This window comes from Pseudorhizobium tarimense, assembly GCF_022968135.1.
Lineage (GTDB): Bacteria > Pseudomonadota > Alphaproteobacteria > Rhizobiales > Rhizobiaceae > Neorhizobium > Neorhizobium tarimense.
Genome location: NZ_JALJRA010000001.1, coordinates 169,058 through 183,154, shown reverse-complemented (window position 1 = coordinate 183,154; position 14,097 = coordinate 169,058). Strand labels below are relative to the sequence as shown.

Genomic DNA, 14,097 nt, shown 5'->3' with positions numbered 1-14,097 from the left:
ATGATCGCATCCGCCACCGCCGCCTCGGTCGCCGTTCATCCCGCGTCTGACGCCGTGCCAATGACGCGTGACAGCCGACCGCTGCGTTTGATCACCTGCGGCTCGGTTGACGACGGCAAGTCCACTCTGATCGGCCGGCTGCTCTGGGACACCAAGGCCGTCAAGGAAGACCAAGCTGCCACGCTGCAGCGGGATTCGGGCCAGCAGAACGATCTGGGCCTGCCGGACTTCGCGCTCCTGCTCGACGGGCTGCAGGCCGAGCGCGAGCAGGGCATCACCATCGACGTCGCCTACCGCTATTTTGCCACCGACCGCCGCTCCTTCATCGTCGCCGACACGCCCGGTCACGAGCAGTATACCCGCAACATGGCAACCGGCGCCTCGACGGCCGATCTTGCGGTGCTGCTTGTCGATGCCCGTGCCGGCCTTCTGGAGCAGACCCGTCGCCACGCCACCATCGCCTCGCTGATGGGCATCGGGCAATTCGTTTTGGCGGTCAACAAGTTCGACCTTGTCGGCTACGACCGCGCTGTCTTCGACAAGATCTCCCATGACTTTAAGGAACTGGCGCTCTCGCTCGGCGTCCGCCAGATCACCGCGATACCGATGTCGGCGCTGAAGGGCGAAAATGTCGTCTATCCCGCAGGCAATGTAATCCCCTGGTATGACGGCCCCACCCTGGTGGAGACGTTGGAGCTTGCCACGGTCAGATCCTCCCAGGCCGGCGGCTTCCGTCTTCCAGTGCAGCGTGTTTCACGTCCCGGCGAAAGCTTCCGCGGCTATCAGGGAACCGTAGCCGGCGGTTCGGTTAAGCCCGGCGATTCCGTCGCCATCCTGCCGTCAGGAATGGTCGCCAACGTCAAGCAGATCGTCACCTTCGACCTTGTCCGCAATGCTGCCGTTGCCGGAGACGCCATCACGCTCGTGCTCGACCGCCAGGTCGACGTGTCGCGCGGCGACATGATCGTATCCCTCGATGCGCAGCCGATGAAGGGCCTCGAGTTCGAGGCACGGATTGTCGCCCTGCAGCCGGAAGGCATCGAGCCAGGCAAGCGTTACTGGCTGAAGAGCGGCTCGCGCCGCCAGCGCGTCTCGGTAAAGCCGACTTCGCAGCTGGAGCTTGCCTCTGCGTCCTGGCGTCCGCATGCCGAGCGTCTGGCAATGAATGCCATCGGGAGAGTGCGCCTGAGCTTCGACGAGCAGGCAATCTTCGACCCTTACGACCAGAACCGCGCCACCGGTGCCTTCATCCTGATTGATCCCGAGACCCACAACACCGTGGCGGGCGGCATGATCACCAACAAGCACAGCGGCGGCGTCGGCATTCGCTACGAAGGGGAGCGCGTCGTGCTCTCGCTTCCGGCGGATCTTGCCGATCAGATCATGGCGAGCGAACTTTTCGCCAACCGCCGCGACGAGGCCGATGTGCGGCGGATGACCTCGGCTCAGGCAGCCGACCTCTTCTCCAACGCCGGCAGCGACATCTGACTGATCAAGTCTAGCCGCTGATCCTGCGTGTCGTGCCGCGCTCGACGACCTCGAACCCAAGGTCGATCGGCGCGGTCGGCGGCCGCTCGCCGTTGACGACGCGGATCAGGAGGTCTATCGCCCTGTACCCCATCTCGAACCTGGGGACGCGCACCGTGGTGATTGCGGGATGGCTGTAGCGCGCAAAGCCGAGATCGTTGTAGCCGCAGATACCGAGATCAGGCACGGCAAGTCCCAACCGCTGCGCCTCAAAAAGCGCGCCGAGCGCAAGGTCGTCGTTCTGGCAGAAGACGCAGTCGAGATCAGGTGCCTGCGATCTCAGCCGCTGGAGAAGCTGGCAGCCGAGCTGCACGCTGGTGGGCGCATCCTCCGAAGCGACCAGCGACAGATCTGCAAGTCCTGCCTCGCGCATGGCAAGGCAGTAACCTTCCTGTCGCCGCTCGGAGCGCACGTCGCGCGTTCCGCCGATGAGGCCGATCCGCCGGTAACCGCAAGCGAGGAGATGGCGGACAGCGGCCGTTGCGGCATCGCAGTGATTGATGCCGACAGTCATTCCGCTCTGCGTCAGGTGAAGGTCGACGATCTGGACCACGGGGCAGGGAGCCCGCTGCAGCAACTCCATGATGCCGTCACGTTCCTGCAGGCCGGAAAGAAGGATCCCCGTGGGATGCTGCGACAGGAACAGGCGGATCTGCCGACATTCTTCTTCTGGATCATACCGGGAGCTGGCGTATTGAATACGCAGGTCCGAGGTCCGCACTCGCTCCTCGATGCCGCGCATGATGCCGAGATGCGCGTGGCTGGTAAGTGCGGGGGCAAGCACCCCAATCACGCCGCTGTGGCGGCTTGCGAGCGCCCGCGCCGCAAGATCCGGCACATAGCCCATTTCGTCCACGCGAGCCAGAACCCGCTCCCGCAGCGTCTCAGACACTTTCGCCGGTTCGCGTAAGGCGCGCGACACAGTGATGGGGCTGACGCCGAGGCTATCTGCAACGTCCGTCAACGTCACTCGTTCCGACCTGGTGCGGCGATGCGGCATACTCTCTCCCTACGAGCCCGCGACCGAACGAACGCGTGCTCCTCCGCCGTTCGTCCAGTGCTAGGAACTAAGTTTCTTTAGCGGATCGGCAAGGATGCGGACCGAGGCTCCAGCAGAATTTGCCCATAGAGGCCGCGGTTTGTCAGCCGGTCATTCCCGGATTGCATCCCCCTCGGCACTTCACTTCCAGGTGAGGCCCTCTGGCGATCTGCCGGAGGCTCCACATTTTCGCGTACAGTCCCGATAAAGGAGATTGAACATGCTGCGAATGCTCTTTCCGAAACTGCTCGTTGCCGGCGCCCTCGGCATGTTCACAGCCACGGCTGCGACTGCTCACCACGGGTTTTCCTGGGCCGAGGCCGAGCAGATAGAACTGACCGGCACCATCACCGAAATCTCCTTCGCGCCGCCGCATCCGTCCATGCAGGTTCAGGCGGAGGATGGGGTGTGGACGGTCGAACTCAGCAATCCCGGCAAGACGCAGCGCTCCGGCTTCGTGGAAGGCGTGGCGAGTGTCGGAGATGCCGTCACCCTGATCGGCAACCGGTCGAAGGACCGCGATGAACTGCGAATGAAAGCGGTCCGGGTCATGGTCGGCAACAAGACCTACGATATCTATCCCGAACGGATCCAGACCAACTGAGGCTTAGCGCTTGGAGTGGCTTGAGCCACTATCGCAGACCATGGTGGCGCGGGCGCTGACTGTCTCGCCCACCGTCTATCTGCTGGTGAATGCGGCGCATATCATGGCGATCGGCGCCCTGTTTGGTGCGATCCTGTCGCTCGATCTCCGCATCCTCGGCATGTTCGCCACCGTGCCGCTTCAGTCGCTGGCACTCTTCCTGTCCCGCATCGCCGCCTCCGGTGCGGTGCTCGCCGTTCTGACCGGCCTCTGTCTCTTCTCGGTTCGGCCGCAGGAATACGCGCAGAACCCGGCCTTCCTGGCGAAGGTCTCTCTTGTCGCATTTGGTGTGGCTCACGCGCTGGCGGTTCATCGAACGGCCGGGTGGCGAGCCATATTGGCTGGAGGAACGGCCCCGGCGCCGCTGCGGTTCTCGGCGCTCCTGTCCAGCCTGATCTGGATCAGCGCCATCGTTGCCGGTCGCTGGATCGGCTTCCTCTAGCTTGGCTAGGTACGCTCTTCGCCAGTCCGCCGCGCGCGGATCGCTTGCGCGATGAAGGCGCGCGACAGGCCATGGTAGAGCGGCTCCGGCGCAATGATGCGGGAGGTGATGTAGCCGAGCATGGAGGCCGCCATGATCGGGATCACCGCCTCGTGGTTGCCCGTCATTTCGATGATGATGACGAAGGCCGTCATCGGTGCCTGCACGACGCCGGAAAAATAGCCCGCCATCCCAAGCATCGCCGAGAGGCCGATGCTGGCGCCCAGCATGGTCCCAAGCGTCCCGCCGAAGCCGACGCCCACCGCAAGCGATGGTGCAAAGATGCCGCCCGGAATGCCGGAGATCATCGACAGGAAGGTGGCCCCGAGCTTCTCGATGAAGAAGAGAGGCGAGACCATCTCCCCTTCCAGCATCGTCCGCGCCTGTTCGTACCCCGTCCCGAACGTCTGTCCGCCGGAAAGGATGCCGATCAAGGCAACGGCAAGGCCGCAGCCGCTGGCAAGCATCAGCATCCGCTTTAAGGGTTCCGGCTGCGCCCAGCGGCGAATGCTGCGGGAAAGGGTCAGCCCGCCGTGGCTGAAGAGCGCTCCAAGAGCCCCGCCGCCGACGCCGCAAAGCACCACCATCATCCAGTCGAGTTCCGTGGCGACCGACAGCCCGTTCTCGCCGAAATAGGTATAACTGCCGACGAGCCCCAGCGCAGCAAGGCCGGAGAGCACGACGGCCGTCAGCACCAGGCCGTTGGCGCGCGACTCGTAGGTCCGGCTCATCTCCTCGATGGCGAAGACGATACCGGCCAGAGGCGTGTTGAAGGCGGCGGCGATGCCTGCCGCGGAACCGGCGAGGATTAGTCCCTTACTTTGCGCCATGCCACCAAAACGCCCGGCGGCGAGCATGATTGAGGCACCGACCTGGACCGTCGGACCCTCGCGCCCGATGGAGGCGCCCGACAGAAGCCCCACGACAGTGAGCATGATCTTGCCGACGGCGAGCCTCAGCGACAAGAGGGCAGAGCGGCTCGGCTCGTCGCGCAGATGGCGCGCCGCGATCGCCTGCGGAATGCCGCTGCCCTGCGCGTTGGGAAAGTAGGTCATCGCCAGCCAGGTGCACAGGGCAAAGCCTGCCGGCGTGACGATCAGCGGCAGCAGGAAAGCGAAGCGTCCCGAAGAGGTAACCCCCAGAAACAGCGCCTGCGCCTCGTCGGCCGCCTTGGCGAAGGCAACACTCACAAGCCCGATGGCGATCGCCCCGATCCAGAACACGACCCGCGGCTTCCAGGTCTGCCACGAGCCCCACATCACCCGGGAACGGCGGAGCATCTTGGACTTGCGGTAGGAGAAGGGCATCTGTCTACGATCGGTTGGGGCTTTGTATGCTGCCCCTTATTCGCCCCGTGGCGGAGCATTGCAAGGCCGCTTGCCGGCGGATAGGCCGCTTTCCTCAACCGATCGGCCGGCACCGGTCGGGATCGGCGGTCGATCAGCGGTCGCTGATCTCAGCCCGCGGATTGATCCATGGCTGCTGGTTGGAGCGCGGCAGCGGCCGACGGTCGAGAATATGGTCGGCGGCCTTTTCGCCGGTCATGATCGAAGGCCCGTTCAGGTTGCCATAGGTGATGTGCGGGAAGATCGAGCTATCTGCCACGCGCAGCCCGTCCACCCCGATCACGCGGCATTTCGGGTCGACCACCGCCATGGGATCGTCCCTGTCGCCCATCCGACAGGTGCCGCAGGGGTGGTAGGCGCTTTCTAGGTGCTGGCGCAGGAAGGCGTCGATCTCCTCGTCCGTCTGGACGTTCTCGCCCGGCTGGATCTCCGGTCCTCGATAGGGCTCAAAGGCCTTCTGGCTGAAGATCTCGCGGGTCAGCCGCACGCAGTGGCGGAATTTTTCCCAGTCCTCCGGATGGCTCATGTAGTTGAAGCGGATGACCGGTTCCGCCTTCGGATCCGGCGAACGCAGCCTCACGCTGCCGCGCGATTTCGACAGGTTGTAGCCCACATGGACCTGGAAGCCGTGGCTGCGAGCAGCTGCCTTGCCGTCATAGGAGATGGCGACCGGCAGGAAGTGATACTGGATGTCCGGCTGCTTCAAGCCCGCGGCAGAGCGGATGAAGGCGCAGGCTTCGAACTGATTGGAAGCGCCGAGCCCGCCCTTGGTAAGCACCCATTGCGCACCGGCGACCCCCTGCCAGAACCAGGGCAGCCACGAATAAAGCGAGACCGGCTTCTTGGAAACCTGCTGGAAGTAGAACTCCATGTGGTCCTGCAGGTTGGCGCCGACGCCAGGGCGATCAAGCATGACCTCGATCCCCATCTCCTTCAGATGCGCCGCCGGCCCGATCCCGGAATGCATCAGGAGCTTCGGCGAGTTGAAGGAGGAAGCGGCGACGATCACCTCGCGGTTTGCCCGGATCACCTCCGTCTGTCCGCCCCGCTCGATCTCGACGCCGGTTGCCCGACCGTTCTCGATCACGATCTTCTGGGCCAGCCCGTAGACCAGCTTCACATTCGACCGTTTCAACGCCGGCCGCAGATAGGCGTTCGCGGCAGACCAGCGACGACCCATGTGGATCGTCTGCTCCATCAGGCCGAAGCCTTCCTGCTTGGAGCCGTTATAGTCGTCCGTCAGCTCGAAGCCTGCTTCCTTGCCGGCCTCGATGAAGGCGTGGAAGAGCGGATTGACCATCGGTCCGCGGCGGACATGCAACGGACCCTCCTTGCCGCGCCAGCCGTCCTCGCCGCCATGGGAATGCTCCATGCGCTTGAAGTAGGGTAGCACGTCCGCATAGGCCCAGCCACGTGCGCCGAGCTCTTCCCAGCGGTTGTAGTCTTCCGAATGGCCGCGCACGTAGACGAGCCCGTTGATCGAGGACGAGCCGCCGATCACCTTGCCGCGCGGGGCCGTGATGCGTCGGTTGTTGAGGTTGGGCTCCGGTTCGGAAAGATAACCCCAATTGTAGCGTTTCATGCTCATCGGCCAGGCAAGCGCTGCCGGCATTTGGATGAAGGGGCCGATGTCGGAGCCGCCCGCCTCGATGACGATTACCGAATGCTTGCCGTCCTCCGACAGCCGGTAGGCCATGGCGGAGCCCGCCGAACCGGAGCCGATGATGACGAAATCTGCACTGGTCATCCCGATCTCCTCAATACGGCGATTGAACCGGGCCCATGGCCACGTAGACGGTCTTCAGTTCGGTATAGTGCTCCAGCGCCGCCGCCGAGTTTTCGCGGCCGAAGCCCGATTGCTTGGAGCCGCCGAAGGGGATCTCGACCGGGCAAAGGTTGTAGGTGTTGATCCAGAGCGTGCCTGCCTGCATCTGGTCCACTACGCGGTGGGCGCGGGTCAGGTCCGCGGTGAAGACGCCGCCAGACAGACCGAACTCGGTGGCGTTGGCGCGCGCGACCACGTCCGCCTCGTCGTCGAAGTCGAGCACGCACATGACGGGCCCGAAGATCTCCTCGCGCGCGATTGTCATCTCGTCGGTGACGTCGGCAAACACCGTCGGCTGCACGTAGAAACCCTCACCGGAAAAATCATTGGGGATGCCGCCGCCGGTGATGAGCCTCGCCCCTTCGGCCTTGCCCTTTTCGATATAGGCCAGAACCTTCTCGTGCTGAGCCCTTGAGACGAGCGGACCTATCTGCGTTTCCTCCCGAAGCGGGTCCCCGACCACGATCTTTTCCGTCCGGGCCTTGAGCCGTGACAGGAACACCTCCTTGATCCGCTTCTGCACGAAGACGCGCGTTCCGTTGGAGCAGACCTGCCCGGTGGAATAGAAATTGCCGAGCATGGCGCCGCCGATGGCGCTGTCGATATCGGCGTCGTCGAAGACGATCAGCGGCGACTTGCCGCCAAGCTCCATCGTCACGTGCTTCATCTGGCCCGCCGCGGCACCCGCCACTTTGCGGCCGGTGGGAACGGAACCGGTAAGCGAAATCTTGGCGACATCCGGATGGTTGACGAGCATGGGACCAGTGTCGCGGTCCCCCTGGATGACGTTGAACACGCCCTTTGGCAGGCCCGCCTCGATCAGGATCTCGGCGATCTTCAGCGTCCCGAGCGGCGTGTTTTCCGACGGCTTGAACACCATAGCATTTCCGGCGGCAAGCGCCGGTGCCGCCTTCCAGCAGCAGATCTGCTGCGGATAATTCCAGGCCCCTATGCCGACACAGACACCGAGCGGCACGCGCTTCGTATAGGCCCAGTCGCCGCCAAGGGGAATGTGCGACCCATTCAGCGCCGTGGCCGCAATGCCGCCGAAGAATTCCAGGCTGTCGGCCCCGGAGGTGGGATCGGCAACGATCGTCTCCTGGATCGGCTTACCGGTGTCGAGGGTTTCCAGTTCCGACAGTTCACGATTGCGCTCGCGCATGATCTCGGCTGCCCGCTTCAACACGCGGCCACGGGCGGTTGGGCTCATCGCCGCCCATTCTCCCTGCGCCCGCTTGGCAGAGGCAACCGCCCGCTCCACGATCCCGGACGTCGCTGCATGCAGCTTGGCAATGACCTCTCCACTCGCCGGATAGATGCTCTCGATCACGGCGCCGGCTGCGTCCTCGACGTATTCGCCATCGACAAAGTGGCTGGCTTTTGGTTGCGCGCGCATGATCATTCTCCTCGGCGATGACTTGGGTTCGGTGCAAGCGTGCCCGGTTCGTCCTGGCGAAGGAACGGGCGAAGCTGCAGGTCGAGATAGTCTTCGGTCAGGGTCACGGAGGCAGTACTGCCGATGGGGGCGGAGCGCAGGCTCTGGCGGATGTAGAGCCCGTCGATCATCGCCGCGACGCCCTCCGCGATGCGTGCCGCGTCGTCCGGCGGGCAGAGGCGCTCCAGGCTGTCGAGCAGGTTGGAGCGCAACCGCCGGGCGTAGATGATGAGAAGACGCCGCACCTCTTCAGAGCGCTGTGCCTCGACATAGAAGGCAAGCCAGGCAGCCACGGTCTCGGGCGCGAACTGGTCGGCCTGGAAGGAGACGCGAATAATCGCCGAAAGCCGCTCCCGCGGCGTCTCGACATTCTCTAAAGCTGCGACGGCATCGGTCCGCAGTCGCGCAAGAAGGCTGCGGATTGTCGCAACGAGCAGCTGCTGCTTGCTGCCGAAATAATGATGTGCCAGGGCTGGCGAGACGCCAGCTTCACGCGCGATCTCCGACATCGTCACGTCCAGCGAGCCCTGCTGACCGATCGTTCGCAGTGTCGCGTCGACGAGCGCCTTGCGGCGCAGCGGCTCCATTCCGATACGAGGCATGATTGAGAACTCCAGTTTCCAGAAGTCTATCTTTGATTGACTGATCAATCAATAACAAACCTGAGGGAGCGCGGCCATGTTGATTTCGCGCAATGATCCTCCAGTTGTCTTGCTTATGGTTGCTGACATCGATCCAAAAGGAGATGCGTGTCATGGCTTTTGGAATGCAAACACCGCATGCAGAGCATGTCAGAGGCAAGTGGGGGTGGTTCCTGACCCTCGGCATCCTGATGTTGGTCTTCGGCATCGTCGCCTTCCTCAACCTCTTCCTCGCCACTGTCGCCTCCGTCTTCTACATCGGCGCGATGATGTTCGCCGGCGGCGCCTTCCAGCTCGTCCACGCCTTTCAGGTCAAGGGCTGGAGCGAGGCGATCTACTGGGGATTGAGCGGCTTGCTCTATACGATCGCCGGCATCCTGGCGTTCTGGAACCCGGCGCTGACAGCCGTCATCCTGACGCTGTTCATGGCGGTAGCCTTGGTGATTGCCGGCGCCGTCCGCACCTGGGTGGGCTTCCGGATGCGGCCGATGCGCGGCTCCGGCTGGGTGATCTTCGGCGGCATCGTCACCATCATTGCCGGCGTCATCATCGCGATCGGCTGGCCCGTGAACAGCCTATGGATCCTTGGACTCTTCCTTGCCGTTGATCTGACGCTACAGGGATGGGCGATGATCGCCGTTGCCATGGCGGCCCGCGGCTGATCCGCAGCCGCGCCACCTGTCGTCCAATCTTCATATAACCTTCATCTTCGGGAAAGGGATTGTTGACGGATTCCGGCAAGGCTCCGCGCGTGTTTTTAAGTGATTGCGCGTATGGAGTAAGTCATGAGTTCGGCCTCGCTGATCGAGCCTGCCATCCTCAGGCGTTATGCGGGAGATCAGCTGCTCACGCTCTCGAAGCTGGTCCTGGAAAGCGCCTTCCAGCCCATCGTCGAGGTCTCGACAGGGACCGTCTTCGGCTACGAAACCCTTATGCGCGGGTTCGACCGCATCGGCTTTTCCTCTCCGCTGGAACTGCTGGACCAGGCGGCGGAGGCGGGGCAGCTGCTGGCGCTCGAACAGATGTTGGCAGGCCGTTCGCTCGCCAAGTTCGCGACGCTCCCTGACTTCGCCTCGACCACACTTTTCCTTAATCTAGACGTCCGGCTGATCAAGGATGGCGACTATATCATCGAGCGCCTCGTCCAGCATCTGCGCAAGACGGGCATCCCGCCGTCGTCCGTCTGCTTCGAGCTCTCCGAACGCTTCGATAATACTGGCGTGCCTGAGTTTGCGGCGCTCGTCGGCAAGCTGCGCAAGGCAGGTTTCAAGCTCGCGATCGACGACTTCGGCGTCGGGCACGGCGAGATGAAGCTCCTCTGTGATTATCAGGTCGACTATCTCAAGATCGACCGGCACTTTGTTGCCGAGATGGACCAGAGCCCGCGCAAGCGCCACCTGGTGAAGAACATCGTTCACATCGCCCATGTGCTTGGCATCCGTGTGATTGCCGAAGGGATCGAGACAGAGGCGGAGCTTCTGGCCTGCCGCGAATACGGCGTCGATCTCGTGCAGGGCTACCTGATCGCTCGGCCAACCACGTTTCTCAACGAGTTGCAGCCGGCCTTCCCGCATCTGGCCGAAATCGGCCGGGTCCGACGCTCCAGCCAGTCGCTGGACGAGATCCTCATCCGCAAGCAGATCGAGAACCTGCCAACCGTCTTCGAGCACCAGAGTATCGACACCGTCTTCGAACTCTTCCGGCGCAATCCGCGCCAGGCCTTCTTCCCGGTCCTCAACGCGAATGGCGAGCCGCGCGGCGTCATCAACGAATACCACCTGAAGGAATACATCTATCAGCCCTTTGGCCGCGACCTGCTGAAGAACAAGGTCTATGAGCGGACGATCTCGCATTTCGTCGACATGGCGCCCATCATCGGCCTTGATGCCGATGCCGAGGAACTGATGAGCCTGTTTGCCAGCATGGACAACAGCACCTGCGTCATCCTGACGGAGAACATGCGCTATGCGGGCGTCGTGTCCGCAGCCTCGCTCATCAAGGTCATCAGCGAAAAGCAGTTGAAGATCGCCCAGGACCAGAACCCGCTGACGGGGCTGCCGGGCAATCGCGCGATCAGCGACTTCATGCAGGAAGCCGGGCGCAACGAGGACGACACCCGCTTTTTTTGCTACTGCGACTTCGACCACTTCAAGCCGTTCAACGACCATTACGGCTTCCACGTCGGCGATCATGCCATCTCGCTCTTCTCCGCGCTGCTCCGCCGCTATTTCTTCTCCGACGACCTCTTCCTCGGCCATGTGGGCGGCGACGACTTCTTTATCGGCGTGCATGACTGGACCCGGGACGAACTGACCGAAATCCTGGAACGCCTGCTGAGCGACTTCCACGACGATGTGATCGCCCTCTATTCGCCCGAAGAGCGGGAGGCCGGCCGCATCAAGGGTCGTGATCGCCAAGGGCTTGAACGCGATTTCCCCCTGTTACGCTGCTCGATCGGGGTGATGGAGCTTCCCAAGGGCCTGCTGCTCGACGATGCGAACCGCATTGCAAGCAGTATTGCGGCGGTGAAGGCGCAGGCCAAGGAGGCGGCATCCGGCCTCGTCTTCGCCACCTTCGGCGAGACAAAATGACACCGAAACGGCGCCTCATCTTTTCAGCGGCGAGGCCCCGTCCTAAGTCTCCTTCTCCGCCACCACGAGGAGACTGCCATGCCACTTCCCCAACAGATGCGCCACGTTGACTTGCAAAGCTTTGGCGGGCCGGAGGTCATGCAACTGGCGACGGGCCCGGTACCACAGCTTCGCCCAGGGGAGATCATCGTCAAGGTGGAGGCAGCCGGCGTCAATCGTCCAGACGTGGCGCAGCGAAGCGGCAACTATCCGCCGCCGAAGGATGCCAGCCCCATCCTCGGGCTTGAGGTCGCCGGAACGGTCGTTGCGCTCGGCGAGGGTGTGAGCCGCTTTACCATCGGCGACAAGGTCTGCGGCCTCGCAAACGGCGGCGGCTATGCCGAATACTGCGCCCTGCCAGAGGGACAAGCGCTGCCGTTCCCTGAGGGCTACGATGCCGTCAAGGCCGCGGCTCTGCCGGAAACCTTCTTCACCGTCTGGGCAAACCTCTTCCAGATGGCCGGCCTGACCGAAGGCGAGACCGTTCTGATCCATGGCGGATCGAGCGGTATCGGCACGACCGCGATCCAGCTTGCCAAGGCCTTCGGCGCCGACGTCTACACTACGGCCGGTTCGGCCGAAAAATGCGACGCATGCCGCAAGCTCGGCGCCAAGCGTGCCATCAACTACCGCGAGGAAGACTTCGTGGAGGTGGTGAAGGCAGAAACGCAGGGCAAAGGCGTCGACGTCATCCTCGACATGATCGGCGCCAGCTATTTCGAGCAGAACCTCAGCGCGCTCGCAAAGGACGGCTGCCTTTCCATCATCGCTTTCCTCGGCGGCGCCGTTGCCGAAAAGGTCAACCTCTCGCCGATCATGGTCAAGCGACTGGCGGTGACCGGTTCAACGATGCGCCCCCGCACGGCGGAGGAGAAGCGGGCGATCCGCGACGAGCTGCGGGACCAGGTCTGGCCGCTTCTCGCGAACGGGGCAGTGGCGCCGGTCATCCATTCGGTTATGCCGTTCGATCAGGTGGTGGAGGCGCATCGGCTGATGGAAACGAGCAGTCATATCGGCAAGATCGTGCTTGATCTGCGGTGAGGGGAATCAATAACCGGCAGGCGAATGCTAAGCAGTTCGGATGACACCGCAACTCACTTACATTCAAAAGTTGTCACAGAACGTGCCTTGCATGCTCCGGACGGAGCACCTACCTTTTGATCATCGTCAACGTAATGAAAGGAAGGTGATCCAATGTCGAGTGAGATTTCGGTCTGCGTTTCGGACTTTGGAAAGGTGATGGTCATGACGGGGCAGCCCTCGGCCTGAACACATTTTCCTTCGGACGCTTGAAGCATCCGGGTTCGTTGAACGGACCAAATTCACGAGAAGGGTCGCCTGGTGCGGCCCTTTTTCGTTCCCACCTTTTCGTAGATGACTTGAGACCAGCCCTATGCATCTCATGCATGGGTGGCCTGTTTATTGGGCGCTTCTAACCGGAAGCGCCTCTGCTTATCTAAGGGACATCGAAGCGAACGAAGGCGCCAGTGAGTGGCCGCCAAAGCTTCGAAAACCCACGGAAAGGGGGATCATCATGAACGTAGCACGCACTTTCAGCAACTGGCGCAGATACCGTCAGACTGTCAACGAGCTGGGCCGCATGACCCCGCGCGAACTGAGCGATCTTGGCATTGCACGCGGCGATATCCATCGCGTCGCCCGCCAGGCCGCCGGCTTCTAAGCTGGTCGAGACCTAGTCCATGTGAGCGCCCGCCAAAAGCGGGCGTTTTGCATTTCTGGAAGACCGCTCTCCTAGATGCCGATCCGCCCAAGCGCCGGCACCTTGATGCCCGGCTCGGCGAGGTCTAGCCCCGCCACCAGTCCAAGGAAATGAACCTCAATGCCGCTGCGCACGCCGGCTGAGAAGCCGAGCAGTCCGCGCAGCGTCACATGCAGGTCGCGCCCGTCGGCATCCAGAAGGACGAAATCGCCGTCCGGCAGATAGTCCCGGCCCACGGCATGGGGCGGCAGGACCACGCCCAACTCCGGAACCGTCCGCAGCACATGCGCTACGAAGGTGTTGGAATTCGGCCCGGGGAAGATCTTGTAGCTGCCCGGCTGCGCGTAGGGGTAGTCCGCGATCGCCCCTTCCACCTTCGGTATCAGCAGTTCCGCCGCCGTGCCAGTGACGGCGGTCACCAACTGCGGCGGGTTCGAGTACCAGTAGGCGTCCGCCGGCCGGTGGTTGCGACGGATCGGTGAGCCCCAACCAACCTTGTCGTAGCGCGTATAGCTAGCGGCACCCTTTTCCTTCGTAACGATCCAGGCATGGCTTGAAACAGCGCCCTTCATGCCGCCGGTGGTGGCTGAGAAGACGTAGATTGCGGCCTCTTCACTCTCGCTCGCTGGGGGCAGGACATGCGCCGACGACCAGAGCGCCTCGCTCCAGCGTCCCGGCCGGTCCTGGATCGCCCACCATCCAGCCGAAGCGAAGGTCGGCAGAAGATAGACCACGAAGATCACCAGAAGCAGCCGCTTCAACGATTTCATGCGATAGACCCTGTGCAAGTCACGTACCGGTCGGCTATGA

The 14,097-nt window shown here is 62.9% G+C and carries 13 protein-coding genes; 7 read left to right on the top strand and 6 right to left on the bottom strand.

What is annotated here, in order from left to right:
- The first annotated feature begins 3 nt into the window (after positions 1-3).
- A complete protein-coding gene (gene cysN, locus MUU54_RS00995) occupies positions 4-1,488 on the top strand; it encodes a sulfate adenylyltransferase subunit CysN (protein ID WP_376742039.1) in 1,485 nt (494 codons plus the stop codon).
- A gap of 10 nt (positions 1,489-1,498) precedes the next feature.
- Here the strand turns inward: cysN and MUU54_RS00990 are convergent, their stop codons facing one another.
- Positions 1,499-2,497, bottom strand: coding sequence for a LacI family DNA-binding transcriptional regulator (locus tag MUU54_RS00990; RefSeq protein WP_247242392.1), 999 nt, complete (start codon positions 2,495-2,497; stop codon positions 1,499-1,501).
- Between the two features lie 289 nt (positions 2,498-2,786).
- Between MUU54_RS00990 and MUU54_RS00985 the strand changes: the two genes are divergently transcribed.
- Positions 2,787-3,170, top strand: coding sequence for a DUF6152 family protein (locus MUU54_RS00985; RefSeq protein WP_247242149.1), 384 nt, complete (start codon positions 2,787-2,789; stop codon positions 3,168-3,170).
- Positions 3,171-3,210: 40 nt separating this feature from the next.
- Positions 3,211-3,651 carry a DUF6644 family protein gene (locus MUU54_RS00980; protein WP_247242391.1) on the top strand — a complete coding sequence of 147 codons (441 nt, stop codon included), beginning with the start codon at positions 3,211-3,213 and terminating at the stop codon, positions 3,649-3,651.
- Between the two features lie 5 nt (positions 3,652-3,656).
- Here the strand turns inward: MUU54_RS00980 and MUU54_RS00975 are convergent, their stop codons facing one another.
- The 4 genes from MUU54_RS00975 to betI form a co-directional block, all read right to left on the bottom strand.
- The gene (locus MUU54_RS00975) at positions 3,657-4,997 is read right to left on the bottom strand and encodes a chloride channel protein (protein ID WP_247242148.1); all 1,341 of its coding nucleotides are present in this window, start codon (positions 4,995-4,997) and stop codon (positions 3,657-3,659) included.
- A 133-nt stretch (positions 4,998-5,130) separates the two neighbouring features.
- Complete coding sequence (betA, locus tag MUU54_RS00970) at positions 5,131-6,783, bottom strand: choline dehydrogenase (RefSeq protein WP_247242147.1); 1,653 nt, start codon at positions 6,781-6,783, stop codon at positions 5,131-5,133.
- Positions 6,784-6,793: 10 nt separating this feature from the next.
- The gene (betB, locus tag MUU54_RS00965) at positions 6,794-8,257 is read right to left on the bottom strand and encodes a betaine-aldehyde dehydrogenase (protein WP_247242146.1); all 1,464 of its coding nucleotides are present in this window, start codon (positions 8,255-8,257) and stop codon (positions 6,794-6,796) included.
- Between the two features lie 2 nt (positions 8,258-8,259).
- Positions 8,260-8,898, bottom strand: a complete 639-nt coding sequence (betI, locus tag MUU54_RS00960) for a transcriptional regulator BetI (protein ID WP_247242145.1) — start codon at positions 8,896-8,898, stop codon at positions 8,260-8,262.
- A gap of 152 nt (positions 8,899-9,050) precedes the next feature.
- Here betI and MUU54_RS00955 point away from each other — a divergent pair, with 152 nt between their 5' ends.
- From MUU54_RS00955 to MUU54_RS00940, 4 genes are all read left to right on the top strand, one after another.
- The gene (locus MUU54_RS00955; RefSeq protein WP_247242144.1) at positions 9,051-9,599 is read left to right on the top strand and encodes an HdeD family acid-resistance protein; all 549 of its coding nucleotides are present in this window, start codon (positions 9,051-9,053) and stop codon (positions 9,597-9,599) included.
- Between the two features lie 123 nt (positions 9,600-9,722).
- Positions 9,723-11,528, top strand: coding sequence for a bifunctional diguanylate cyclase/phosphodiesterase (locus MUU54_RS00950; RefSeq protein ID WP_247242143.1), 1,806 nt, complete (start codon positions 9,723-9,725; stop codon positions 11,526-11,528).
- A 78-nt stretch (positions 11,529-11,606) separates the two neighbouring features.
- On the top strand, positions 11,607-12,608 hold the full coding sequence (locus MUU54_RS00945) for an NAD(P)H-quinone oxidoreductase (protein WP_247242142.1): 1,002 nt from the start codon (positions 11,607-11,609) through the stop codon (positions 12,606-12,608).
- A 493-nt stretch (positions 12,609-13,101) separates the two neighbouring features.
- The gene (locus MUU54_RS00940; protein WP_247242141.1) at positions 13,102-13,248 is read left to right on the top strand and encodes a DUF1127 domain-containing protein; all 147 of its coding nucleotides are present in this window, start codon (positions 13,102-13,104) and stop codon (positions 13,246-13,248) included.
- A gap of 71 nt (positions 13,249-13,319) precedes the next feature.
- Here the strand turns inward: MUU54_RS00940 and MUU54_RS00935 are convergent, their stop codons facing one another.
- Positions 13,320-14,057 carry a DUF3750 domain-containing protein gene (locus tag MUU54_RS00935; protein ID WP_247242140.1) on the bottom strand — a complete coding sequence of 246 codons (738 nt, stop codon included), beginning with the start codon at positions 14,055-14,057 and terminating at the stop codon, positions 13,320-13,322.
- Between the last annotated feature and the right edge of the window lie 40 nt (positions 14,058-14,097).